General features: G+C 70.3%; 20 protein-coding genes. 11 read left to right on the forward strand and 9 right to left on the reverse strand.

Annotation, left to right across the window (positions count from 1 at the left end; genetic code table 11):
- Positions 1-147: 147 nt before the first annotated feature.
- The 8 genes from KALB_RS27955 (at position 148) to KALB_RS44330 (ending at position 7,582) form a co-directional block, all read left to right on the forward strand.
- Positions 148-993, forward strand: coding sequence for a TauD/TfdA family dioxygenase (locus KALB_RS27955; protein ID WP_158510835.1), 846 nt, complete (start codon positions 148-150; stop codon positions 991-993).
- A 139-nt stretch (positions 994-1,132) separates the two neighbouring features.
- Entirely contained in the window at positions 1,133-2,614 is a 1,482-nt protein-coding gene (locus tag KALB_RS27960) for a pyridoxal phosphate-dependent aminotransferase (RefSeq protein WP_025358989.1), read from the forward strand.
- Complete coding sequence (locus KALB_RS27965) at positions 2,607-3,410, forward strand: BtpA/SgcQ family protein (RefSeq protein ID WP_025358990.1); 804 nt, start codon at positions 2,607-2,609, stop codon at positions 3,408-3,410. Before KALB_RS27960 ends, KALB_RS27965 begins: the two co-directional genes overlap by 8 nt.
- 13 nt (positions 3,411-3,423) lie before the next feature.
- Positions 3,424-4,479 carry an SIS domain-containing protein gene (locus tag KALB_RS27970; protein WP_025358991.1) on the forward strand — a complete coding sequence of 352 codons (1,056 nt, stop codon included), beginning with the start codon at positions 3,424-3,426 and terminating at the stop codon, positions 4,477-4,479.
- A 94-nt stretch (positions 4,480-4,573) separates the two neighbouring features.
- Complete coding sequence (locus KALB_RS27975) at positions 4,574-4,822, forward strand: phosphopantetheine-binding protein (RefSeq protein WP_025358992.1); 249 nt, start codon at positions 4,574-4,576, stop codon at positions 4,820-4,822.
- Positions 4,819-5,778, forward strand: coding sequence for an LLM class flavin-dependent oxidoreductase (locus KALB_RS27980; protein ID WP_025358993.1), 960 nt, complete (start codon positions 4,819-4,821; stop codon positions 5,776-5,778). The genes KALB_RS27975 and KALB_RS27980 overlap by 4 nt, the downstream gene beginning before the upstream one ends.
- Before the next feature lie 11 nt (positions 5,779-5,789).
- Positions 5,790-6,800 carry an aldose epimerase family protein gene (locus tag KALB_RS27985; protein ID WP_030111729.1) on the forward strand — a complete coding sequence of 337 codons (1,011 nt, stop codon included), beginning with the start codon at positions 5,790-5,792 and terminating at the stop codon, positions 6,798-6,800.
- A gap of 14 nt (positions 6,801-6,814) precedes the next feature.
- Positions 6,815-7,582 (forward strand): class I SAM-dependent methyltransferase, encoded by a 768-nt coding sequence (locus tag KALB_RS44330; RefSeq protein ID WP_025358995.1) that lies wholly within the window; start codon positions 6,815-6,817, stop codon positions 7,580-7,582.
- Positions 7,583-7,590: 8 nt separating this feature from the next.
- Here the strand turns inward: KALB_RS44330 and KALB_RS48750 are convergent, their stop codons facing one another.
- From KALB_RS48750 to KALB_RS28010, 4 genes are all read right to left on the reverse strand, one after another.
- Entirely contained in the window at positions 7,591-8,109 is a 519-nt protein-coding gene (locus tag KALB_RS48750; protein ID WP_025358996.1) for a GNAT family N-acetyltransferase, read from the reverse strand.
- Positions 8,109-9,464: an aldehyde dehydrogenase family protein gene (locus KALB_RS28000; protein ID WP_025358997.1), complete on the reverse strand. Its 1,356-nt coding sequence runs from the start codon at positions 9,462-9,464 to the stop codon at positions 8,109-8,111. Before KALB_RS28000 ends, KALB_RS48750 begins: the two co-directional genes overlap by 1 nt.
- A gap of 61 nt (positions 9,465-9,525) precedes the next feature.
- Positions 9,526-11,106 carry a class I adenylate-forming enzyme family protein gene (locus KALB_RS28005; RefSeq protein ID WP_025358998.1) on the reverse strand — a complete coding sequence of 527 codons (1,581 nt, stop codon included), beginning with the start codon at positions 11,104-11,106 and terminating at the stop codon, positions 9,526-9,528.
- 137 nt (positions 11,107-11,243) lie between these two features.
- Complete coding sequence (locus KALB_RS28010; RefSeq protein WP_025358999.1) at positions 11,244-13,844, reverse strand: ATP-binding protein; 2,601 nt, start codon at positions 13,842-13,844, stop codon at positions 11,244-11,246.
- Positions 13,845-14,628: 784 nt separating this feature from the next.
- Here KALB_RS28010 and KALB_RS28015 point away from each other — a divergent pair.
- Positions 14,629-15,276 (forward strand): TetR/AcrR family transcriptional regulator, encoded by a 648-nt coding sequence (locus KALB_RS28015; RefSeq protein WP_025359000.1) that lies wholly within the window; start codon positions 14,629-14,631, stop codon positions 15,274-15,276.
- Positions 15,277-16,055: 779 nt separating this feature from the next.
- On the opposite strand, the gene KALB_RS28020 is transcribed toward KALB_RS28015, so the two are convergent.
- The 3 genes from KALB_RS28020 to KALB_RS28030 form a co-directional block, all read right to left on the reverse strand.
- Complete coding sequence (locus KALB_RS28020) at positions 16,056-17,147, reverse strand: serine hydrolase domain-containing protein (RefSeq protein WP_030107703.1); 1,092 nt, start codon at positions 17,145-17,147, stop codon at positions 16,056-16,058.
- Positions 17,148-17,240: 93 nt separating this feature from the next.
- The gene (gene menC / locus KALB_RS28025; protein WP_025359002.1) at positions 17,241-18,362 is read right to left on the reverse strand and encodes an o-succinylbenzoate synthase; all 1,122 of its coding nucleotides are present in this window, start codon (positions 18,360-18,362) and stop codon (positions 17,241-17,243) included.
- Positions 18,359-19,225: a hypothetical protein gene (locus tag KALB_RS28030; RefSeq protein WP_030107704.1), complete on the reverse strand. Its 867-nt coding sequence runs from the start codon at positions 19,223-19,225 to the stop codon at positions 18,359-18,361. Before KALB_RS28030 ends, menC begins: the two co-directional genes overlap by 4 nt.
- Before the next feature lie 92 nt (positions 19,226-19,317).
- On the opposite strand from KALB_RS28030, the gene KALB_RS28035 reads away from it, so the two are divergent.
- Positions 19,318-20,913 carry a PucR family transcriptional regulator gene (locus tag KALB_RS28035; protein WP_025359004.1) on the forward strand — a complete coding sequence of 532 codons (1,596 nt, stop codon included), beginning with the start codon at positions 19,318-19,320 and terminating at the stop codon, positions 20,911-20,913.
- 90 nt (positions 20,914-21,003) lie between these two features.
- On the opposite strand, the gene KALB_RS28040 is transcribed toward KALB_RS28035, so the two are convergent.
- Complete coding sequence (locus tag KALB_RS28040) at positions 21,004-21,927, reverse strand: LysR family transcriptional regulator (RefSeq protein ID WP_025359005.1); 924 nt, start codon at positions 21,925-21,927, stop codon at positions 21,004-21,006.
- An 87-nt stretch (positions 21,928-22,014) separates the two neighbouring features.
- Here KALB_RS28040 and KALB_RS28045 point away from each other — a divergent pair, with 87 nt between their 5' ends.
- Complete coding sequence (locus tag KALB_RS28045) at positions 22,015-23,331, forward strand: aspartate aminotransferase family protein (RefSeq protein WP_025359006.1); 1,317 nt, start codon at positions 22,015-22,017, stop codon at positions 23,329-23,331.
- 90 nt (positions 23,332-23,421) lie between these two features.
- Here the strand turns inward: KALB_RS28045 and KALB_RS28050 are convergent, their stop codons facing one another.
- Positions 23,422-24,015, reverse strand: a complete 594-nt coding sequence (locus KALB_RS28050) for a TetR/AcrR family transcriptional regulator (protein WP_025359007.1) — start codon at positions 24,013-24,015, stop codon at positions 23,422-23,424.
- Positions 24,016-24,069 lie beyond the last annotated feature (54 nt).

Raw genomic sequence — 24,069 nt, forward strand, 5'->3', positions numbered from 1 at the left:
CGCGGCGTGAGCTCGTGGCTTTCCCCGGTGCACGGCGACAGGACCCGGCCGGACGCAGGAAGCAGCTGGCACCGTTGACGACCACGCACTCCCGGGTGCACGCCATGAGTTGCTTCCCGGCCGATGCCGGGAGGGGTGGAGTTCATTGTGCGGACCAACCATTACACCGAGCAGGACCACCACGAACACGTGCCATGGCGGCACAAGTTGCTGGACGCCGGAGAGGTGCTGCCCTCGCCGCTGGGCGGTGCGGTTCGGGCGTGCGCACCGCGCCCGAAGGAAGTGCTGGCCCTGGTCGCCACGGACCTGAGCACACACGGCGTGGCGGCCGTACAGCTGGACGAACCCTTCAGCGACAACGACTTCGTCGAGTTCGGCGCTGGCCTGGGCACCGCCACCGAGGAGACCGACCCTGCGGTGCAGCCGTTCGTGACTGACGGGGTGATCCTCAACCTGCTGGGCAAGCACCACCACACCAACGACGTCTCACTGCAACCTTTCGCTGAGAACTCGCTGTCGTTGCACTCCGAGGGCAGCGGCCGGATCGCCGCTGAGCAGCCCCGCTACATCGTGCTCATGTGCTGCCACCCCGGGGACGACCCAACCTCCTCGCAGACGGTGCTGATCTCGATGGCCGACGTGGCCGCTCGACTGTCCGCCCAGCAGGTGAAGGTGCTCTCGCGCACGCGGTACGCACACCTGCCCGCTGGGGAGACGATCGTGCGACTCGGTACGAGCCAGCCCGTGTTCTCCTTCCGAGACTTCCTCGGCGACCGCCTGGACTGGATCAACGACGAGGACGACGACCCCGAGACCGTCAACGCGGCCATCGGGGCCCTGCTGGCCGCCATGTACGCGCCCGGCGCGGCCGGCGTGCACTGGCGGCGCGGGCTGATGGTGGTCATCGACAACACGCGCCACTTCCACGGCAGGACCGCAGGACTGGTCTCGGTCCGCAACCCCCGCCACCTCAAGCGCCTTCGAATCCGCTGACGCGATCGCGTCGGACTCGTGCAGAAACGGTAAGTCATTCATGGGCCTTTTCCAGGATTTCGCAGGAGCGCGGCGCATCTCGACGGTGCAGCCGGACGCCCGTGCCGCGGCAGCGTGCGCGCGCCCAGTCGCCGAGGACGTGCGCACGTTCTTGCCGGACGTAGACGCGAGGCTGCTCGACGTGGTCGCCCGCGCCCGCAACCCGCTGGACCCACTCGAACTGCGCGACCTCTGGCTGGGCCGGGTCGAGCACGAACTCGGCACGCGGTCGCGGCGCCCCGAACTGGCCGAGCAGTGGCGGCGTTCACGGCTGTGGCGGGAGGTGACCGCCGAGGAGGTGCTCTCCTCCCGGTCGACCGTGCGGTTCGTCAAGGAACTGTTCAACTGGTTCTTCCGGGACGACCTGTACGGCGATCTCGCCGAGCAGCGGGCGCTGCTGCTGTCCAGCGGCTCGGTCGACGAGGAGCACTGGGGGCTGCCCGAGACCCTCAAGGAGTGCTTGCGTTTCGCGTTGCGGCGAGACTGGTACGGGTACTCCGACTCGCGCGGCCGGATCCCCGCGCGCGAGGCCGTCGCCGCCTACGAGAACGCGTTGATGGAACGCCCGGTGTACGACGAGCGCAACGTGGCGATCACCCTCGGCGGCACGTTCACCGTCAGCACGCTCGCGGACTTCGTGCTCTCCGGCACCACGGCGGCGGCGGGCCAGGCCCTGTGCGGCATCCCCAACTACCCGCCGCTGGTGGAGGCGGTGGCCCGGCGCCGCGACGTGCGTCTGGTGCCGCTGCCGAGCACCGCCGGGCGGACCTCGCTGCAACCGCTGATCGCCGCGCTGACCCCGGAAACCCCCTTGGTGCTGCTGCAAACCGCCGCGAATCCCACCGGCGCGCTGGTCGACGAGGCGGAACTCGCGCAGCTGATCAACACGGCCTCGCCGACGACGACCATCGTGCTCGACGAGTGCCACGAATGGCTGGGGCCCGAGCGGCTGCGATCGGTCGCCCGCGCGGCGCGCAACGTGGTGCGGGTGTCGAGCCTGTCGAAGAACTGGTCGGCGCCCGGCATGAAGACCGGGTGGATGCTGGCCGACCGCGGTTTCATCGACGAGTACTACGAGCACGCCTCGACCATGTTCGGCGGGCCACCCTCGTTCCTCTACACCGTGGTCGAGGTGCTGGCCAGGATGGAGCGCTGGCGGATCACCGGCCTGTCCGACGCCGGTATCGCCGAGTTGGCCGAGTTCGAGCCCAGCTACGGGCTGACCGCGGATCGGCTGAACCGGGCCTTCCACGCCTACCTGACGGAGCGGGACACGCGCGAGGACGCGCTGTCCACGCTGCGCGCGGCGACCTGCCACCGGCTCGGCCAACTGGCCGAGGTGACCGTGCCCGCCTACTCGATCAACGCGGCGATCACCTTCCCCGAGTGGGACGACAGCTACCTCTGCTTCCGCGACCTGCTGCGGGAAACCGGCGTGGCGGTGTACCCGGGCATCCTCAACTTCTGCTTCAACGGCGGCGTGGCGCGCGTGACCACCGCCCGGCCCTGGGACGAGCTGTCGGCGGCGGCGGACCGGCTGCACGTGGCACTGGGCTCGATGGCGGGAACCGCCGATGCCTGAGCACCACTGGGGCAGCGGGCACAAGCAGGTCCTGGGCATGGTCCACCTACAGCCGCTGCCCGGTACGCCCTTCCACGAGGCGGGGAGCCTGGACCGGATCACCGAGACCGCCGTGCGCTCCGCGCGGGCGCTGCACGAGGGCGGCGCGGACGGCTGCCTGGTGCAGACGGTGGACCGCGTCTACACCGCCGCCGACGAGTCCGACCCGGCCAGGACCGCGGCGATGGCGCTGATCGTGTCGGAGGTCGTCAAGGCAACCGGCCCGGGCTTCCAGGTCGGTGTGCAGATGATGCGCAACGCGGTGACCGCCTCGCTGGCCGTGGCCGCGGTCGCCGGCGGCTCCTACGTCCGGGTCGGTGCCCTGGTCGGCGCCACCCAGACACCGCAGGGCATCGTGCAGGCCAACCCGTTGGCGGTGATGTCCTACCGGCGGTCCCTGGACGCCAGCCATCTCGGGATCGTCGCCGACGTGGCCTCGATGCACTACTCGTGGCTGGGCGGGACCAGGTCCGTCGGCGAGGTGGCCAGGGCCGCCGCCACCGCCGGTGCGGACGCGGTGGCCGTCAGCCACGCGGAGGAGGAAACGGTCCTGGCGATGATCGCCTCCATCCGGCAGGCGGCCCCGAAGGTCCCGGTGTTCCTGGCCGGCGGCAGCGACCACGGCAACGCCGCCCGCCTGCTGGCCGCCGCGGACGGCGCGTTCGTGGGCTCCTGCCTGGAAAGCGGCGGCTGGGGCGGGGAGATCGACCAGCGCCGCGTCAGCGAGTACACGGCCATCGCACGCTCGCTCGGGTGAACGGGGAGGCGACATGACCGGCACGGCGGCAATCGAGGAGCAGGTGCGGCGGCTCGGCGCGGACGTGCGTGAGCTCGTGCCCGCCCTGGCCGAGCAGTTCGGCGCGCTCAGCAGCCTGGCCGAGGCCGACCAGGTCGTCCTGGCGGGCAACGGCGATTCCCTGCACGCCTGCATGGCGGCCGAGTTGGCCTTCACCTCCATGGCGCGGTTGCGGTGCACAGCCCGCTGCGCCCAGCGGCTGGCCGACTACCCCGGCACCGACTGGATCACCCCACGCACGCTGGTGATCGGGATCTCGGTGTCCGGCAGCAGCCCACGCGTGGTCGAGGCCCTGGCGGCGGCAGCCACGCTGGGCGCCTCGACGCTGGCGGTGACCGGCAACCGCGACAGCGCACTGGCGCAGGCCGCGCAGCACCTGGTCATCCCCGTACTCCCCGGCCTGCGCCCCGGCCCCGGGGTGCGCACACATCAGGCGAACCTGCTCGCCCTCCTGGTGGCTGCCGTCCACCTCGCGCAGGCGCGCGGCGCCATCGACGGCGCGGCCGCACGGGAACTGACCCGCGAACTCGCCGACACCGGGCGCGCCGTGGACCACACCGCGGAACTGGTCCGCCCGGTGTGCCGGGCTGCCGCGGCGGAGATCGCCGCCGCGCCCGTGCGCTTCCTGCTCGGAACCGGCCCCGGGTTCGGGACCGCTTCCTTCGCGGCCGCCAAGCTCGTCGAGGCCGCGGGGGCGCCCAGCTTCGCTCAGGATGTCGAGGAGTGGTGGCACGTGGAGCGTTTCTGCCGCCCCACCGACATGCCGATCATCCAGATCGCCCAGCCCGGCCCCACCAGGGCCCGCGCGGTGGCCCTGGCCCAGCGCGCGAGCGGCATCGGGCGACGGGTGCTGACGGTGACCCGCGCCCAGGACACCGACTTCGCGCCCGGGACCGTGCTGCCCACGGCCACGGTGCCGCGCGAGGAGTTCTCCCCACTGGTCCACTCGGTCTTCGCGCCGCTGCTGGCCGCAGCGGTGGCTGACGAACTCGGCCGCCGCCCCTTCCTCGGTGACCTCGTCACCGGCTGACTCCAACCACCATCAGTAGGAGGCCAAGGTCCATGACCGCGCCGCCCGACAAGGACGTGCAACCCAGCGTCCGCTTCGACCCGAGGAGTGAGCGGTGGACGCCACCACTGAAGAGGTGATGGAGCTGGTGCGCGGGGAACTGCCCGGCGCCGCGGGCGTCGGCGTGGACACCCCACTCAGCGAGGTCGGCTTGACCTCGCTGGGTTCGGTCGCCCTGCTGGTCGCCCTGGAACGGCGCTTCGGCTTGGAGTTCCCGCCGGACCTGGTCACCGCCGAGACCTTCGGCAGCGTCCGGACCATGGCGGACGCGGTCCGCTCGGCGTCCTCCCCGAGCAGCGGATGACCCCGCCGACTGAGCGCGGCCTGCGCTTCGGTGTCCACTCAGGACAGCAGAACCACGCGTTCGAGGAGTGCCTGGCGCTGTGGCGGGGCGCCGAGGAACTGGGCTACGACTGGTGCTCGGTGTTCGACCACCTGCGACCGCCGATGGGCGGGCCGGACGGGCCGTGTTTCGAGAGCACGACCCTGCTCTCGGCACTGGCCGCCCACACCAGCCGGGTCCGGTGCGCGCTGCTGGTCTCGGCGGTGGCCTGGCGGCACCCGGCGATGCTCGCCGCGGCGGCCGCGACCATCGACCACGTCAGCGGCGGGCGTCTGGAACTGGGTATCGGCTCGGGCGGTGGGGACTTAGCCTACCAACAGTACGGTCTGCCGTGGCCCTCGGCGGCAGAGCGCCTGCAACTGCTGGATGAGACCGCACGCGTGCTGCGCGGCCTGTGGTCGGGAGAGCGGTTCTCCTTCCAGGGCAAGCACGTCCAGCTCACCGACGCCCACCTGCGACCGGCACCGTTGCAGGCCAGGGTGCCGCTGGTGATCGGCGGCGCCGGGCCGCGGCTGCTGCGGGTGGTCGCCGAGCACGCCGACGTGTGGAACAGCCTGGTCGCCCCGCAGGAGGTGTACCGCGCCCGGTGCGAGTCCCTGCGCGGGCACTGCGCCGAGGTGCGGCGCGCGCCGGAGGAGATCCGGCACTCGATGACGTTCCGGGTGCTGCTGGCCGAGAACCTCGCGGAGGTACCAGCGCGGCTGGCCGAGCTGCGGCGCTCCTACCCGCCGGACTCTCCGGTATGGCCGGAGTTCCTGGTGTTCGGCACACCCGAACAGTGCGTGGAGGCCCTGGTGCCCTACGTCCGGCTCGGCGTCACCGACTTTGTGCTCGGCGCCCGCCCGCCGGTGGACTGGCTGACCGTCACCCTGTTCGCCGAGCAGGTCGTGCCGGAACTTCGCCGCCGATTCACCTGAGAGGAGTCACCATGGCCACAAGTCCTCGCATCGAGCGCACCGCGGTCGGTACCGCGCCCGCGTGCGAAGGCCGCCCTGCGGCCGAAGTCGAGTCGTACTCACTCGAGGTTGGCCAGGGGTGGGGCGTCACCGTATGGACCTACGGCGCGACGCTGGTGGAGGTCCGGGTACCTGACCGGGGCGGGCAGGTGGACAACGTGTGCGTGCGCCTGCCGGACCTGCCCGCCTACCTCGACCAGGCGAGCAACCCCTACGTTGGCGCCACCGTCGGGCGCTACTGCCGGTGCGTGTCTGGCGGGGAGTTCGAGCTGGACGGCCTGCGCTACGAGCTGGACCGCAACCAGGGGCGCCACCACGTCCACGGCGGCTCCGACGGGTTCGACCGCCGCGTCTGGTCGGCGGAGGCGGGGCGGGACGGTGACGCGCTGGAAGTGCGGCTCTCGCTCACCAGCCCGGACGGGGACCAGGGCTATCCCGGCGAGGTGGAGGTCACCACGACATACCGGTTCGAGCCGGGTTGCACGCTGACCATCGAGCACTCCGCGCGCACCACGGCGCCCACCATCGTAGGGCTGACCAACCACACCTTCTGGAACCTCGCCGGCCGCGGCACGATCGACGAGCACTGGCTGCGGTTGGACGCCACCGAGGCCGTGCGCTTCGACGAGGAGGTCATTCCGCTGCCCGGTCCCCCCGCCCAGGTACGCGGGACGGGGTTGGACTTGACCACCGCGCGAAGCCTGGCTGGCACCAAGCTGGACAACTGCTACCTGCTTGGCGACGAGTCCCGCGTAGCGGAGCTGTCCCACCCCGGCAGCGGACGCACCATGCGGGTGAGCACCGATCAGCCCGCGGTCGGCGTGTACACCGGCGACTTCTTCAGCCAACGCCCCCGGGCCGGGATCTGCCTGGAGACCGGTGCGCTGCCGGACGCCCCCAACCGCCCGGAGTTTCCCTCGGTCCGCCTGGACCCCGGGCACACCCACCGGCACCGCACCGTTCACCACTTCAGCTGCCGCTGAGAGAGGACAATCAGATGGGCAACTACTACGGCGCGGGATTCGCGTCCTTCTTCGACAGCAGCTACACCGGCTGGGTGCACCGCTTCTCCCCGCGACTGGCCGAGCACCTCACGAGGACCACCCAGCTCCCGCACACCGCGGTGGACCTGTGCTGTGGCACCGGGATCACCACCTCCTACCTGCTCGACGCGGGGTGGCAGATGGTCGGGGTAGACGGATCCAAGGCGATGCTCGACATCGCCAGCACCCGCAACAGCGAGGCCAAGCAGGAGGGCCGACTGCGACTGGTGGTCAGCGACGCCCGCGAGTTCACCCTGCCGCAGCAGGTATCGGCCTGCTTCAGCCTCGACGGTGCACTCAACCACCTGCCCTCGTCCGCGGAGCTGGAGCGGTGCTTCGCCGCCGTGCACGCGGCCCTGGCGCCGGGCGGGGTGTTCGTGTTCGACCTGTTCGAGCAGTCCCACTTCCTGCACTGGAACCACGTCACCGTCACCGACACCCCGGAAGCGGTCGTGGTCAAGCGGGGTGCGTGGGATCCTGAGGCACGCTCGGGCATGCTGCGAGTCTCCGGCGTGTACAACGGCGGCGACCGCGTTGAGCGCGTGGACCAGACCCTGACCAGCTGGTACTACGACCACGAGACCGTCGTCAGCGCGCTGCTCTCGGCCGGGCTGGAGCCCGCGACCCACGAGTTCGGGGGCGCCGACCTGAAATGCGACTCGGGGTCCTGCTCCCGCACCAGCACCCCGTGCCGCACCGTCTTCAAGGCCGTGCGCCCCTGACCGACCGATCAGGCCGCAGGCGTGTCCCCCAGCCACTGGTACAGATGGACACGCCTGCGGCCCGTGTCGTCGGCGAACACCTGCTCACATCGCGTGAAACCCAATACCACCAACATGTCCACGGTGGCTTCGAGGTCGGGATTGGCCTCGGCGCGGATCATGTCCGCGCCCTGCTCGCGCGCCAGCGACAGTGCTCGTCGCACGCACTGCGCACCCGCCAGCGAACCCGTCCCGGCCAGATCGGGGCGTACCGCGAGGCGGCCCAGGTAGGCCGGGCGACGAGCCGCCGGGAACACGCCGGAGGGCTCCTCGAACGCGGGTTCCCAGGTCAGCGTGAACATGGCCGCTGCCTGGTCGTGCACCCGCAGCAGGTGCACGACCCCGGCGGCCACCCGCTTGGCTGTGGTGGCCGGATTGCGTGTCGGCACTGGGGAGTCGAACCGGCCCGCCTGGAATCGGTCGCTGGTGCAGAGCAGCTCGTGCACCTCGTCCGGGTTCGAGGCGACTTCCCAGGTGTGCGCGGCCATCAGTACGCCGCCCGGACGGTGACGGTCTTGGGACGCTGGTAGTCCGCCAGCGCCAGCACACTCAGGTCGGTGCCGGTCCCGGACTGGCCGCGGCCGCCGTGCGGGAGTTCCGCGGTCTGCTTGAGGTGGCAGTTGACCCAGACCTCGCCCGCGTTGACCTCGCCAGCCACGGTGAGCACGGTGCCCACGTCCGACCCCCACACGCTGGCCCCCAGCGCCTGCGGCACCGAGTTGGCCAGCCGTACCGCACCAGCCAGGTCGGGGGCGGACTGCACGGTCAGCACCGGGCCGAACAGTTCCTCCACCACGGCCGGGTCGTCCGGGCTGAGGTCGGCCAGGATCTGCCCGGCACGCCAGAACCCGTCCTGCTCGTCCTCGGCGAGCCGCAAACCAGACTCGTAACGGAAACCGGCGCCGCTGCGGGCCAGGATCGAGTCGAACCGGTCGAGCTGGTCGGGGTTGTTCAGGGGCCCGAAGTCGCGTCCGGCCAGTTGCTTCTCCATCGCCGCCGCGAGGGCGTGCACGGTCTGCTCGTAGTTCTTCCGCAGGGTGATCACGCGGGCCGGGGCCGCACAGCTCTGCCCGGCGTTGTAGAGGCAGGCCGCCACCAGCTCGGCCGCGGTGTCCGCGGGCGCGTCGGGCAGGACCAGCGCGGGGCCGTTGCCGCCCAGCTCCAGGCTCACCCTGCGCACACCGGCACGCCTGACCACGTCCAGACCGCCCTGCAGGCTGCCGGTGAAGGCCACCGCGTTGATCCCACTGCTCACCAGGTGCTGTCCGGTGGCGCGGTCGCCGGGCAGCACCGAGATCACGTCGGGGCCCAGGATCGGCGTCGCGTGCTCGGCGAGCAGCTGCACCGACTCCGGGGTGGTCTCCGCGGGCTTGAGTATCACGGTGTTGCCCGCGGCAAGCGCGGGGCCCAGCCGCCACATCGCCATCAGCAGGGGGTAGTTCCACGGCACGATCGCGGCGACCACGCCCAGCGGCTCCCACCGCACCCAACTCTCCAGCCCCGCCATCCGACGGCCGGAGCCCGGCGTGGTCTCCGCGCGGGCCGCGCCCGCGTAGAACCGCAGTACATCAACGCAGTTGCCCACCTCGACCCGCGCCTCGGCCTCGGGCTTGCCGGTACCCGCCTGTTCGGCCCGGGTGTAGCTCTCGGTGTGCTGCTCGATGACGACCGCCAGCTCCAGCAGTCGGCCGGACCGCTCCCGTGGGGTCAACCGGGCCCATGCGACCGCCGTTTCGCGGGCTGTGGCCACCACGGCAGCCACATCGACCTCGTCGCTGATCGGCGACTTGCCCCTGGGGCGCCCGGTGCGCGGGTCAACCAGGGTCGTCGCACGCTCGGCCATCAGCATCTGTCTCCTTCGACTGGCGGGCGGCCGGCCGGGTGCCCCGGCCGCCCGCGGTGGATCACAGGTCGGGCATCCCGACCAGTTCGCTTCGCAGCTGTGGGCGCAGCACCTTCCCGGTGGAGGTGCGCGGAATCTCCGGCACGAGCACGAATCGGCTGGGCAGCACCGCCGGGGAGAAACGGGCGCGCAGCGGGGCGTCCAGACACGCCTGGTCCGCCCAGGGGGCCAGCACGACGGCGGCCACGATCCGCTCGCCGGAGAACCGGTCCGCGGTGGCGATGCAGGCGGCGTCGCGCACCTCGGGCAGGGCACGCAGCACCCGGTCCATCTCCTCCAGCGACACGGTTTCCCCGGCGACCTTGGCGATGTTCTTCAACCGCCCGGTGAGGACCAGGAAGTCCCGGCCACTCCGCTCGTCGTGGCGGAGAAACCCGAGGTCCTGGGAGTGGAACCAGCCACCCTGGAACGCCTCGGCCGTGGCCTGGGGATTGCCCGCGTAGCGGGACATCACGTTGTGGCCGCGCATGCACACCTCGCCGACCTGACCGGCGGGGACCGGCGCGCAGTGCTCGTCGAGCACCGCGATCTCATTGCCGGGGAAGGCGACGCCCACCGAGGGGATGTCGGTGTCCAGCAGCAGCGCGCGGTAGGCGTCCTCGGACAGGTTCGGGGGAATCGTCGCGGAGAAGTTCGTGGTCTCCGACAGCCCGTAGCCCTGGAGCACACGCGCGCCCAGCCGGTCAGCCACCGCGCGCGCCGTGCTGGCCTGCAAGGGGGCCGCGGCGGAGACGAAGTAGTCGAACTCCGCGGGCAGCGACGGGGCCCGCCAGGTCTCCACCAGTGCCTCCAGGACACTGGGCACCACGCTGGCGATGCGCGGCCGGAACTGCCGCACCAGAGCCGGGTAGCCGAACGGCGTGAACGAGTGGGCGAGGATCGTGTGAGCGCCGGCGAACATCGTGCCCAGCACGGTGAAGTGCAGCCCGTTGACGTGGTGGATGGGCAGGCAGCCCAGGACCCGGTCACCGGGGCGCAACCCGTGCAGGCGGCCCAGGCCCGCCGCGTTGGCGACCAGGTTGCCCTGGGTCTGCGCGACCAGCTTGGCGGCCGCCGTCGAACCGGAGGTGCCGAAGAACAGCGCGTCGGTCATCGGATCGATCCGAGGGTCGACCGGTACGGCCTCGGGCAGGTCCTCCCAGCGCGGCATGACGACCGTGCCGGTGCCGCCGTCCGGGGTCCGCAGTACGGCCCGCACGCCGAGCGCGGCGGCCTGTTCCGCGTGCCGCTCCGGCGGATCGGCGGGCCCCAGCATCAGCACGCCGTGGCCGGCGCGCAGGGCCGCGAGCACGGCCAGCACGGACGGGACGTCGTTGACCGGCGCCAGGCCGAGCACCGTGTTCGGCGCCGTCCCGAACTCCGCCTGCAACCACGCGGCCAGCCGACGGGTGGCCAGGTCCGCCACGCCGTAGGTGAGGGTGGTCTGGGCACCGTCCGGCGCGACAGCGGTCAGCATGGGCGCATCCGGCCGGGACCGCGCGTGTGCGGCGAGGACGGCCACCGCGGTGCGCCACGGATCGGCCGGGGAGCGCGCGTCGGTCCCACGGTACTGGTGGGCAAGGTCGAAATCGGATTTCGCCATCGCGTGCTCCACCTTGTTGGTTGGCAACGGTCTTGAAACGAGGGCGAGCGTAGATCGGGGCGGGCAAGCGCCCGGTAATCCGACCGCCAGTTACCGGGCGGCGGCGGCGCGTCGAGCCGCCACCCGGTAACTGGCGGCTAACCGGTGAGGATTTCGGGTTGGTTGGCTGGTGACGCGATCAGGCACCGCTTACGCGCCAGTACCGCCTCGGGGACCCGCGCCCGTGCCACCGCGCGCAAGTGCGCACTGACGAACACGTACTCCGCCTCACCCTGACCACCCGACCCGGTAACGCGCCGCAGGATGTCCCGATGCTCCAGATATCGCAGCCACCGATAAGGCACGGGCTGACCACCCTGCCGCGCGAGCACCCCAAGCACCGACTCGGTCGCCCCACCCTCAAACAACGCCACGTCATAGAGCACCACCCGCGCCGGAGTGGGCAGACTGTTCAACAACAACGCCAACCTGGAACGCACCGAATACGGCAACGCGGTAGCCATCTCCGCGACGGTCGCCCCGGTCGGCGACTCACGCAGAACCCGCCCGTACTCCACCGCGAACAACGGGTTACCCCCCAATGGGGCCACCATGACACGCAGGTCCTCCGGCGACCACCGCCCACCGCGCCCACGAGACTTCTCCCCGGGGGCCGCGTAGGAGTTCCACAGCACACGCAGGGTCTCCTCATCCGACAACCCCTGCAACCACAACGAACAACTACGCGACCACCCCGCACCCCACACGGGATGCCGGTCAAGCAACTCCGGCCTACTGGTGGCCACCACCAGCAACGGCACCCCACCCAGGCGCGTCACCATCAGGTTGAGGAAGTCCACCACCGCGGTATCAGCCCAGTGCAGGTCCTCCACCACCAACACCAGCGGACGCCACCCCGCCAGCGCCTCGAACAACACCGCGCACGCCTCCACCGCGGCCTCCGCCAACGGGTCCCCACCACGGTCGGGATTGAGCAGCGTGCTCAGGTGGGCCAGCACCCAGGAACACCGGTGCTCGTCCACAACCCGCTCGACCAGGTCAGCGACCTTGATATCGACCACCGCGGCCCGAGCACCGGCCTCCACCCCCGCGGCCGCACGGACCAGACTGGCCAACTCCGCGGTCGGGGAGCTGCGCGTGATCGGAGCCTGGGACCGCACCACCACACAGCTCACCCCCGGATCCGCCATGACGCGGCCGAGCCACTGCCCGATCAACCGGCTGCGCCCCACCCCGGCGTGACCGAACACCGTGACCAGGTGCGGCTGCCGCTTGGCCCGAGTCGCCTCCAGCAGACAGTCCAGGGTCCCCAGCTCATCCTGGCGTGCCACGAACGGCAGGTGCTCGGCCCGGTCCAGCATGCTCACCGCCTCCAGGGTGGTGGCACACATCCGCACTGGTGCCCTGCTGTCGTCGGTCAGCAGCCGCAGACACCGGCGGAGCAGATCCTGCTCCGGACACGGCCAGGCGAGTGCGCCCTCCGCGCTGCCACGGCGGACGCGGGCGTTGCCGGTGGTGACCACGATCCGCACCTCAAACGGCGGCACACCCCCACCGCCGGGCAGCCCGCCCCGATCCACCGTCAGCTGGCTGTGCACGCCCCGGGCCAGCCGCACCGCCCGCCAGGTATCGAATTCCCGCACCTCCCGCACCCCGGTCGAGGCCAACCACAGCACCGACCCACCCCCATCACCGGCGTCCTGCCAGCCCGCGCCCACCTCCGCCAGGAACGACCCGAGGTCAGCCTCGGGCTCCTCCAGCAACGCCACCTCCCGATCCCGCGCCTGCTGGGCCAGGACGGCACCGACGTAGTCGCGGACCAGGTCGAGGCCCTCGGCGGTCAACGACTGACCCGGCGGGGCACTGGCGACCACCAGCACGGTACTGATCTGCTGGATCTCCTCCAGCTCAAGACTTTCCCGCGACGACAGAGCCGCGACCTCACGTTGTTCGGGGACCGACTCGGGCACCTCGGTAGGCGGGGTGTCCAGGTCGTGGTTGAGGATCGCTCGCTCCAGCTCCTGCAACTGGGGATTGGGATCCAGTCCCAGTTGCTCGGCCAGCACCGTACGGGTACGGCGGTAGACGGCCAGCGCCTCGGCCTGCCTACCGTGCTGGTACAGCACGCGCATCAACTGCCCGCACAAGCGCTCGCGCAACGGTTCCTGCTCCGCCAACGCCTCCAACTCCCCCAGCAACTCCCCGCCCCGGCCCAGACGCAGGAGGGCCTCGGTGCGGTCCTCGATCGCGGTCAACCGGACCGTGCTGGCCAGGCCGATCTCCGGCCAGTCCGCGCCCGCCTCCAGCAGATCCGACAGCATCGGCCCGCGCCACAATCCCAGCGCCTGCCCCAGCACCTCCGCGGCCTGGGCCCACTGGCCAGCGGCGACCTCGCCCTGCCCCTGCTGGACCAGCAACTGGAAACGCATCAGGTCGACCTGCTCCGGCGAGACCTGCAACAGGTAGCCGGGGGCCTTGGTGAGTAGTTGCGGCGCGTCGGGTCCACTGTCGGCCACGGCCAGGAGTTTGCGGATCCCCGATACCGCGTTGTGCAGGATTTTCCGGGCGGAGATGGGGGTCTCGTCCGGCCACAGCGCCAGCATCAGCTGGCTGGCCGGTACCAGTTCATTGGCCCGCGACAGCAGCAGAGCCAGGGCCAGGCGCTGTTTGACCCCACCCAACTGCAGCGTGCGATCGCCGACCGTTACCTCCAGCGACCCGAGAAGGAAGAAATGCATCGAATATCCCCAGAATAGTCGCGCGCCCCCCGCTCGCCAGTAAGCTGATCTCACAGAACTTCATGGGAGTCGAACCCATTCGACATGCGTGTGCCCGGGTGCCGCCCCGCCGAGGCCACCGATCCCGCAAGGACCGGCGGTGAGCTGCCACACCGATCGTCGGCGGCCGGTCAGCAACGTAGACCGCACACCAGCGCGTTGTATCCGCGCGTGTCCACATCAGGGACCCGCCCGGCCGGAGTGAGCACACCGATCCCAGTGGCGGTCAGGGACATGAACCGAGCCGGGCTCGACATCGGAGCCCCACAGCGGGAACCCGTTGGGTGCCATCATGGCCTGGACACGGAGCCGCCTGCTCCAGCGCTCACTCATTCCCCCTGGCCTGTGATCACTCGTCGACGCCCCCACCACAGCAGCACTCCTCACTCGCCGCCAGGACGTCACTGGGTGACACTCTGGCGAGTTGCGTCCTCTGTCACCAGATCCAGGATCGAAGAGATCGTTTTCCTTGCCCTGAAAGGTCAGCGAACCGGATGAGTGGCGTAGCCGGACACCGCGCTCCGGCCGGCGGTGGCACCGAGGAGCCCAGCAGCAGGATCGGCATGGTGGGCGGGTTGGTGTTGATCACGACTCTTCCCCTCCTCACGGACAGCTCGGCGACCGATAGTTAGTAGTCCTCGTTCTAGTTAGAAGCTATAACGCTGCGAGCTCGAGAGTCAATAGGGATAGTGATAGACTCTAACTAGAGTCCATGGTGGTCGCGCCGACCCGGGAGGAGTTGCCGATGACGGACCCGGGCGGGCAGAGCCCACGGGAGCGCTACCGGGCCCAGGTGCGCGCGGAGATCAAGAGACACGCGTGGGAGCAGATCGCCGCGGCGGGGGTGCCCGCGCTGTCGCTCAACGCGATCGCCAAACAGGTGGGCATGAGCGGCCCCGCCCTGTACCGCTACTTCGCCAGCCGCGACGAGCTGATCACCGCACTCATCCGCGACGCCTACCGAAGCCTCGCCGACACCGTCCGGGCGGCGTACGACTCCGGAGCCGACCTGGCCGGACTGGCCCACGTCATCCGGGACTGGGCTCGGAGCGACCCGCAGCGGTACTTCCTCATCTACGGCACACCCGTCCCCGGCTACCACGCGCCCGACGACACCACCGCCATCACGTTCGAGGTCATGACGGTACTGCTCGAAGCCTGCGGTGCGCTGTCGGCGGACACACCGCCAACACCGTTCGACGCCCACCTCGAAACCCATCGCGAGTGGGCCAACGGCCACCCGGCAGCGGCCGCGACCCTGCACCGCGCGCTGTCCTTCTGGACCCGCCTGCACGGCGTGCTCTCGCTCGAACTCGCCGGCCACTTCACCGGCATGAAGTTCGACCCCAACCTGCTGATCGCCGACGAACTCAACGCCCTGGTCTCGCAGTGACCACCTCGTTGACCGCGCGGCAGTTCGGACGGACTGTCCGCGGGGATCTCGTTATTGAGCGTGTACTCGTCGATGCCCGAGCCACCGGGACCGCCGGGGGCGGAAGGTAACGCTGTCAGGGCGCGGGAGCGCATTGAATCCTCCCAGTGGATGAGCGGTCTCCAGTTACCCGCTGACCGGCACGTGCTTGCCTAGAAAGCCGACCACACTGGGCACCACGGTCCGGCCGAACGGAGCACCATGCTCGCCGATACACGCCACGACCGCTTCGTTGACAGCACCAAGAAACGACGCCCAGACTTGATGCTGGCAAACAAGTCCCGAGCCAGGGAGTCGGCGGATGAGTGAAATCGCCGTCGGCCAGTCCTTCGATCGTGGTCACGGACGCGCCGTCCAGCGTGGCCAGCAGGGTTGGGCGCGGGTCCACGGTCAGCGAGGGGGCCGACCCGTTGACGGTCATGCACACGGTGACCTCCCCAGACGCGGCCTGCGCCCCAGCATCTCCGCTGCCCAGCGGGACGGCGGCGGCCGCGGCACCGACCAGACCGAGCAGTCCACGTCTGGTGATGCCCTCGTATTGCGTCATGCAATTCAGCGTCCACGACGGACCGGGTGCTCACCAACGCAAGTTGCGGATCACTCGTATGCATCCGGCGCATGACACGCTGTAAAGGCCCCGGTCGAGCACAATGCCCCGCGCAACGCCGCCCCACGGCAGCCCCAACTCTCCCCCGCCGCACCAATCCGCCGCGCCTCCTGGTGGCGAAGGAGAATTCCGGTCAGCGGAGGTCGCGGATGAGCTTGCCGATGACGGAGTCAACCTTGTCCGAGTTGTACGTGTCCGTGCCGATCAGCAGGGTCACGGCCCGTTGACCGTCATCGGTGACGGCGTTCCTGAACCTGTGGCCGCTGGCCATACTGCCGCTGTGTCCCCAGGTGACGAGGCCTGGGGCGCGCCGATTGCGTTCGACTCCCAGGCCGTAGTCCTCGCCGAAGTTGTCCGCAACGGTCCGTTTCATGTCGGCGAGTTGGGCCGGGGCCAACAGTTTCCCGGTCAACAGCGCGGTCCAGAAGGCGGTCGTGTCGGCACCGGTGGAGATCAGCTCACCCGAGGCGTCGGCCTCGGAGGTGTTCCATTCCGTCCTGTCCACCAAGGTCCCGGCCCGCTTCAGATAGCTCCGCAGGTCCGGCTTGGGGATCGTGGTCCGGTCGCCGGGCCAGTAGGTCTCGCGAAGATTGAGGCGCTTGATGATCCGCTGGTCGATCTCGGTGTCGATGCCGCGGCCGGTGACCTTCGTGACGATCAGTCCGGCCAGGTTGTAGTTGGTGTTGGCGTAGGCGAAGCCGGACGGAGCCCGGTCATCGGGCGGGGGCAGGGTCAGCGCCTGCTGGACCGTCTGCAAGGGCTCGATGTGATCCCAGCGGTGCGCCTCCTCGTTGCGCCAGAACGGCGCGTCCAGGTAGTCGGGCAGGCCACTGGTATGTTGCAGGAGCTGCCGGATCGTGATCCTGCGCCCGTCGTAGAGCTCGGTGCGGATGAGACCCGGCAGATAGTCCTCGACGGTGCCATCGAGCTTGATCCTGCCTTCACCGACGAGCTGGAGCACGACCGTGGCCGTCCAGGTCTTGGTGTCGCTGCCGATACGGCTGTGCTCATCGCCGAGGACCTTGCGGCCCGTCCTGCGGTCGGCAAGGCCGACGCCGCCGTTCCAGACACCGCAGCGCGGACTCTTCACCGTCATGGCGATTCCTGAGGCGCCGACACTCTTCAGCGCCTCCAGTGCTGTCTGGATGGGCTTGGTGTCACACCGTGGTATCGCGGCCGATGCGACTGGCACCACCGCCAGAGAGGCCGTGACCGCCAAGGCCACGACAGCACTCACCTTACCTCGCATGATTTCTTCCTCCAGAAGACTACTGCTTGCGGCGTAACTGGTTTCGCCTCTCGCTTGGGAATGCGGCCGCTACCGCGTCGAGCCCCGCTTGTACAGCTTCCGCGTCGAGACGGCGTATCGGCCGAGCGCTGCGGGTCGCACCGTCACGCCGCTACCTGGCCCGTCCGGAACAGACAGGCAACCGTTGTCGAGCTCGAACGCGTCGGTGAGGTCCTCGGCGTAGTAACGGCTGGAGGCCGAGATGTCGCTCGGCAGCACGAAGCCGGGAAGTGCGGCGAGTGCGAGGTTCTGCGCACGACCGATACCGGTCTCGAGCATCCCGCCGCACCAGACGGGTATCCCATGTGCGGCACAGATGTCATGGATCCGCCGGGCCTCGAGGTAGCCGCCGACCCGGCTGGGCTTGATATTGATGATGCGGCAGGCGCCCAGTGCGATCGCGGCGGCGGCCTCGCGCGCCGAGCGGATCGATTCGTCGAGGCAGATCGGCGTGCGCAGCAACTTCGCAAGCTCGATGTGGCCGCGCAGGTCGTCCTCGCCGAGCGGTTGCTCGATCTGGACGAGTCCGAACTCGTCGAGGCCGCGCAGGTGTTCGGCATCAGTGAGCGAGTAGGCGGTGTTCGCGTCGACCTGCAACGCCAGCTCGTCACCGAACTCGCGGCGGACCGCACGAACGGGCTCGACGTCCCAGCCCGGTTCGATCTTGAGTTTGATCCGGACATATCCCTGTTCCAGGTAGCCGGAGACCGATTTCAGCAGTTCCGCGATCGTGTCCGTGATCCCCACGGACACCCCGGCGGGGACGCGGTCGCGCACCGCACCGAGGTAGGTCGCCAGCGGCATCGCGTGCGCGCGGCACTCGGCGTCGAGGATCGCCGTTTCCAGCAGCGCCTTGGCCATGTGATGCCCCTTGACCGGGGACAACGCGGCGGCGATCCGGGCGGCACTCGGCCGGTGCAGCGCGGTGACCCTCGGCACGAGGTGATCGAGCAGGACGCGTTCGGCGCCGACAGCGAACTCCGCGCTGTACAGCGGTTCGGGGTCGCCGCCGAATTCCGCCCAGCCCTCGGCGGCGTCCGTCACCACACGCAGCAGGAAGGTGTGCCGTTCGGTATCGCTCGCGCACGAGGTACGGAACGGGCGGACCAGGGGAAGGCGAATCTCGACGAGTTCGATGAGTTCGATCTTCACGACTGTTCCTTCCTGGTCAGGTGGTACCAGCCGGACCTGCTGAACCCGGTCGCGGTGAAGCCCGCGTCGAAGGCCGGGAGCAGGACATCGCGTACGGCTGCCCGCCATTTGGCGGTGAGCGGCTGGTCCTGGCGACGCGTGGTGAGGATGTCCAGTGGGACTCGGCACCAGTGCCCGCTTTCGTCGCGTGCGCTGAACGGCGCGCCGTCCGGCGCGGGCTGTGGGTCGAGTTCCGCACTCTCGAGATCGGGTCCTGCGAGGCGGACGGGATGGGGATCGCACAGCGGCCAGACGGCGGTGAGCCGGTCGGTCTCGTCATGCCCGTTGACGCCGTCGTCGATCCGACCGAAGAGGTCCACCGAGTACTCTGTGGCGGTCGCACCGAGTTTGGCGAGGTTGAAGTAGGCGTTGCGGCTCACCAGTGGGTCGAAGGTCCAGACCATGGCGGTCGCGCCGCGTTCGAGCGCCCAGACCCGCTGCGCCTGCTTGAGGGCGAACCCGACTCCGTGATCGCTGGTGCGGGCGGCTGCGATCATCGAGTAGACGGCACGGGAACTCGGCGAGCAGAAGAGCAGTACGGCTGCGGCGGCGACGCCGTCCCCGTCGCTTGCGTAGTGTACGGCGCCGCCAGCGTGCACGAAGGCCCGCAGCACATCGGGTGCGAACGGTGGTTGGGATTCGGGGGTCTGCCACACACCGGCGAGGAATCGTGATACCGGCTCGAGCGTGGGGAGGTCCTCGGCCAGGTGGAACCGGACACCCGCACGGGTCGCGGCGCGCGTGGCGGTTTCGGTTGCGCTCGCCTGGGCCGAGGCGGGTACGGTCGCTGGGGCTGCCCGCGGCACGCTTGCTGTACTGCGCATGCTGACAGCCTCGCGCCCGCACTGGGCACGTGCATGCGTTGCCCGTCCAGAGAATCCGCGAAAGTTTTGTGCGTCTGGCCAAAGAGGTGAGGATGCTCGACACGGCGGTACCCGATCTTGGACAAGTCCTCGACGCGTTGGGCTCGTCCATGCTGCGGCCGTTGACCGTGCTGCCGGACAGGCCGGTACCGGTCTCTGGCGTGCTCATCTTCGAGCGGCGAGCCCCGCTTCCCCCCGTCAGGGACGCGATCCTGCTCGCCGTCGGCGTGGGGTCGGCCGAGGCACAGGCGAAGGAGCTCGTTGGTTCGGCGGCCGAGGCCGGATACGCCTGCCTGGTGGTGAAGAGTTTCGGCGAGCCGGTCACCGAGTTGGTGGCAGCCGCGCAGCGGTCCGGCATCGTGCTGCTCGCCGCCGACGAGGCCGTGGCCTGGCACCACCTGGACGCCATGATCTCCTCAGCCCTTGCCTCCACGGCGCGTTGCGCGCAGGCCGGGGGCGCCCCGGCCGTCGGCGATCTGTTCGCCCTGGCCAACGCGATCGCGGGGATGGTGGGAGGTGCCACCGTGATCGAGGACCCGCACCGACGAATCCTCGCGTACTCGACTTTGCCCGGCCAGGCCATCGACGAGGGCCGACGCCAGGGCATCCTCGGTCTTCAGGTGCCCGTGGCCCCGGACTACTACGACGAGCAGTACCGCGTGCTCGCCCAGGTAGGGCGCACCTGCCGGTTCCCAGCCGTTCCCGGCGGTCTTCCTCGGCTCGGTGTCGCGGTCCGCGCGGGGAGCGAGGAACTGGGTTCGATCTGGGTCGTCAACGCCGAGGACTGCCTTGACTCCGCTGCCGAACAGGCCCTTTCCGAGGTGGCGGACATCGTCTCGCTGCACCTGCTCGCGGCCCGTACCGCGGTCCACGGCGTCCGGCGCAGGCGCGCCGAGCTGTTGCGGCGGCTGTTCGCCGACCCGAGCAGCGTCACCGCGGTGGCCCCACAGCTCGGCCTGGACCCGAACCTGCCCGTCGCGGTGGCCGCGTTCGCCGTCGCCGCCAATGACGCCGAGGAGGTTCTCGCGGCACACGCGGCCACTCGGCTCGCCGACCTGGTGAGCCTGCACTGCGAGGCCCACTACGGCAGGCACGGCTGCGCGTTGATCGATGGAACGGTCTATGCGCTGCTGCCCAACGCGCACCGCGAACTCGTCGCCGACATCGCCCGGCGAGCCCACAGCGCGTTGCGGGTGCCGGTCCAGGCCGGACTCGGCTCGCTCGTCCAGGGGCTGCGCTCGATCGCGAGCTCACGCGCCGACGCGGATCTTGTCCTGCGCACACTCACCGACCGGCTGGGTAACCCGAACCCGTGCCAGGTGGCCACGATCGACGAGGTCTGGGCCAGCGCGACGCTGTCCGCGCTGGCCCAGATCCTGGCCGCGCAGGAGGCGCTGCCCCGCAGGCTCGGGCCGGCGGTCCGCGCCCACGATCTCCAGCACGGCACCACCTATGCCTCCACCATCCTCGCCTACCTGGACGCCAACAGCGATATCGCGGCCGCCTCACATCGGCTGTCCGTGCACCCGAACACGATCCGGTACCGGCTTTCCCGCGCCGAGGAGATCTTCGGGTTCGATCTCGCGGACCCGGACCAGCGTCTGGTGCTGTGGCTGCGGTTAAGGCTCGGCGACCAGCTCGGCTACTGAGCCCTGTCGGCGTCGCGGTGCGCTTCGAGGTACCTGGCGTTGTCCGGCGGGAGGACGGCGGTCAAGTCCGCTGCCGCCGAATCCGGTGGATCAGTCCGCCTCCTGGGCTGGCCGATCCACCAGTGCCGGGGCGTCCGGCTGCTGCCGCAACGCGGTGAGCACCAGGTTCACCGCGGCTCGCAGCGGTGAACCCCGGCGCACCACCGCCGCGATCGTTCGGTTCACCGGCATCGCCAGCTCCCGCGTCACCACCCGGTACCGCCGGTCCACCGCCAAGTCCGGCAGCAACGCGATCGACAGGCCCGCTTCGACGTGCTGCAACGTCATCAGGTAGTTGCTGAACCGGCACGCCACCCTCGGCTCGAACCCCGATTCCCGGCACAGCCGCAGCGTCAGGTTCGCCATGTACGACTGCGGCACGTCCAGCGCCCACGGCTCACCGGCGTAGGCCGACAACACCGCGGGCCCGCGCGGCACAGGACGGTCCGGTGAGGCGACCAGTACGATCGGGTCGGTCGCCAGCGGCACGATCTCGAGGTCCGGCCCCAGCGGCAGCTCGACGAAGTCCGTGGCGGTGATGATGACGTCGGCATCGCCGCCGCGCAGAGCCGGGATGCTCTCGTGCGGTTCCAGTTCCAGCAGTTGGACCTCCAGATGCGGGTAGGCGCCTGCCAGCCGCGTCACGACAGGCACCGCAAGGGTGTGGATCGCGCTCTGGAACGCCCCGAGCCGCACCAGGCCGACCGGATCCTCGGTGAGGCCGCGCAGTTCCGCTTCGACCGTGTCCATGTGGTCGAGGATCGCTCGTGCGCGCCGCGCCAGCAGGAGCCCTGCCGGTGTCAGGCGGACCCGGCGGCCGGTGCGCTCCAACAGCCGGGTGCGGGTTTCCGCCTCGAGGACGGCCAACTGCTGCGACACGCTCGAAGCGCTCATGTTCGCGTCCTGCGCGACGGCGCGGATCGTGCCCAGCGTGTCGAGCCGGCTCAGCAGGCCCAGGCGCCACGGGTTCAGCATCCCGCCATCGTTGTTCGGCAAAACCGAACAAACAAGCCGGAATTGTGAGATGGACCTGCCGCACCGCACGACCCTACGGTCGAGCGCATGGCCACCACCTCCGCCGCCTTCTGGGCCGATGCCGACCGGCACCTCGTGCGCTACGCGGGCGCCGCCGACTTCACCCGCGAGATCATCGCCCGCGCCGAGGGCAGCTTCGTCTTCACCGAGGACGGCCGCCGGATCCTCGACTTCACCTCCGGCCAGATGAGCGCCATCCTCGGACACTCGCACCCGGAGATCGTCGCCGCCGTGCGGCGCCAGGCAGCCACGCTCGACCACCTGTTCAGCGGGATGCTGAGCCGCCCGGTCGTCGACCTCGCCCGCCGCCTCGCCGAGACGCTCCCGGCGCCGCTGGAGAAGGCCCTGCTGCTGACCACCGGCGCCGAGTCCAACGAGGCGGCCATCCGGATGGCCAAGCTCGTCACCGGCAAGCACGAGATCGTCTCGTTCGCCCGGTCCTGGCACGGCATGACCCAGGCCGCGGCGGGCGCCACCTACAGTGCTGGCCGCAAGGGCTACGGCCCGGCCGCGCCGGGCAACCTCGCCCTCCCCGCGCCCAACCGCTACCGGCCCGACTTCACCGACGCCGACGGGCGGTTGGACTGGCGGCGCCAGCTCGACTTCGGGTTCGACCTGATCGACGCACAGTCGGTCGGCAGCCTGGCCGCGTGCATCGTCGAGCCGATCCTCAGTTCCGGCGGCATCATCGAGCCGCCGCCCGGCTACTTCGCCGCGCTCCTGGAGAAGTGCCGGGAGCGCGGCATGCTGCTGATCCTCGACGAGGCCCAGACCGGGCTCTGCCGCACCGGGACCTGGTACGCCTTCGAGCGCGACGGCGTGGTCCCCGACATCCTCACACTGTCCAAGACACTCGGTGCCGGGCTACCGCTGGCCGCGGTGCTGACCAGCGCCGAGATCGAACAGGAGGCGCACGAACGCGGGTTCCTGTTCTTCACCACGCACGTCTCCGACCCGCTGCCCGCGGCGGTCGGCAACGTCGTGCTCGACGTGTTGATCCGCGACCGGCTCGACGAGTGTGCGCAGCACCTCGGCGGCCTGCTCCGGCACGGCCTGGAGCAGATCGCGCACCGGCACGAGGTGGCCGGCGACATCCGGGGCCGGGGCCTGCTGGCCGGGCTGGAACTGGTGGTCGACCGCGAAACCAAGCGCAGTTCGGACGAGTTGGGCGCGCGGGTCACCCGTCGTTGCCTGGAACTCGGGCTGCACATGAACATCGTGCAGCTGCCCGGAATGGGCGGCGTGTTCCGGATCGCCCCGCCGCTGACCGCGTCCGAGGACGAGATCTCACTCGGCCTCTCGATCCTCGACGAGGCGATCGGCGACGCGGTGAAGACGCGCTGACCGGGACCACCGGCCCGACTCGGTCACGCGGCGATCTGGTGCTCGCTTGTCAGCCCCTCAAGCACCGGCCGTCGCCGGGTCAACGAGTGGCTATGTCTCCCGTGGCGCGCGGTCCAGCCGGTCGAGTTGGCGGTCGAGGATGGCCACGGCCGCCTCCGACGTGTGGTGGCCCAGCAGCACGGCGTCGGCGAGGCCGCTGACCACGGCCAGCAGCAGGTCCGCCTCCTGGGCCGGGTTGGCGTGGCCGGTCGGGTACGCGGCCTCGACCCAGCCGGCGACGGCGTCGCGCAGGAGCGCGTGGCCCTCCCGGAACCGCTCGGCCATGGCCGGGTCCTTGAGCGCGCGGAACAGAAACGCGTTGGCCACCAGGGATTCCGTGCGGCCGTCCGGGTCCAACGGCAGCAGCGCGAGCAACGCCGCACGCAGCGCCGCCCTCGGCCCCGCTGGCGCGTCAGCCGTCCGGGCGGCGATCCGCTGCTCGACGCGTTCCCGCAGGTAGCCGGTGGCGTAGCTGAGCATCAGGTCCTTGTTCCGGAAGTAGTGCTGGACCAGCCCCTTGGACACACCGGCCTCGGCGGCCACCTCGCCGAGGCTGACCCCCTCCAGGCCGCGCTCACTGGCCAGTCGACACAGCGCGGCGGCGATCTCCCGCCGCCGCTGCTCGTGGTCCACCTGCTTGGGCACGACACCCCTTTCGCAAGCCGATCGGATTGCAAACGATCCCGTGAATCTTTACCA

The sequence above is a fragment of the Kutzneria viridogrisea DSM 43870 genome (genome assembly GCF_000525635.1).
GTDB lineage: Bacteria > Actinomycetota > Actinomycetes > Mycobacteriales > Pseudonocardiaceae > Kutzneria > Kutzneria viridogrisea.

What these genes read in the sequence shown, in the direction of transcription:
- KALB_RS27965 (WP_025358990.1), top strand. Translation starts at nt 2,607, where the DNA reads ATGCCTGAGCACCACTGGGGCAGCGGGCACAAGCAGGTCCTGGGCATG.
- KALB_RS27970 (WP_025358991.1), top strand. Translation starts at nt 3,424, where the DNA reads ATGACCGGCACGGCGGCAATCGAGGAGCAGGTGCGGCGGCTCGGCGCG.
- KALB_RS27980 (WP_025358993.1), top strand. Translation starts at nt 4,819, where the DNA reads ATGACCCCGCCGACTGAGCGCGGCCTGCGCTTCGGTGTCCACTCAGGA.
- KALB_RS27985 (WP_030111729.1), top strand. Translation starts at nt 5,790, where the DNA reads ATGGCCACAAGTCCTCGCATCGAGCGCACCGCGGTCGGTACCGCGCCC.
- KALB_RS44330 (WP_025358995.1), top strand. Translation starts at nt 6,815, where the DNA reads ATGGGCAACTACTACGGCGCGGGATTCGCGTCCTTCTTCGACAGCAGC.
- KALB_RS48750 (WP_025358996.1), bottom strand. Translation starts at nt 8,109, where the DNA reads ATGGCCGCGCACACCTGGGAAGTCGCCTCGAACCCGGACGAGGTGCAC.
- KALB_RS28000 (WP_025358997.1), bottom strand. Translation starts at nt 9,464, where the DNA reads ATGGCCGAGCGTGCGACGACCCTGGTTGACCCGCGCACCGGGCGCCCC.
- KALB_RS28005 (WP_025358998.1), bottom strand. Translation starts at nt 11,106, where the DNA reads ATGGCGAAATCCGATTTCGACCTTGCCCACCAGTACCGTGGGACCGAC.
- KALB_RS28010 (WP_025358999.1), bottom strand. Translation starts at nt 13,844, where the DNA reads ATGCATTTCTTCCTTCTCGGGTCGCTGGAGGTAACGGTCGGCGATCGC.
- KALB_RS28015 (WP_025359000.1), top strand. Translation starts at nt 14,629, where the DNA reads ATGACGGACCCGGGCGGGCAGAGCCCACGGGAGCGCTACCGGGCCCAG.
- KALB_RS28030 (WP_030107704.1), bottom strand. Translation starts at nt 19,225, where the DNA reads ATGCGCAGTACAGCAAGCGTGCCGCGGGCAGCCCCAGCGACCGTACCC.
- KALB_RS28035 (WP_025359004.1), top strand. Translation starts at nt 19,318, where the DNA reads ATGCTCGACACGGCGGTACCCGATCTTGGACAAGTCCTCGACGCGTTG.
- KALB_RS28040 (WP_025359005.1), bottom strand. Translation starts at nt 21,927, where the DNA reads ATGCTGAACCCGTGGCGCCTGGGCCTGCTGAGCCGGCTCGACACGCTG.
- KALB_RS28045 (WP_025359006.1), top strand. Translation starts at nt 22,015, where the DNA reads ATGGCCACCACCTCCGCCGCCTTCTGGGCCGATGCCGACCGGCACCTC.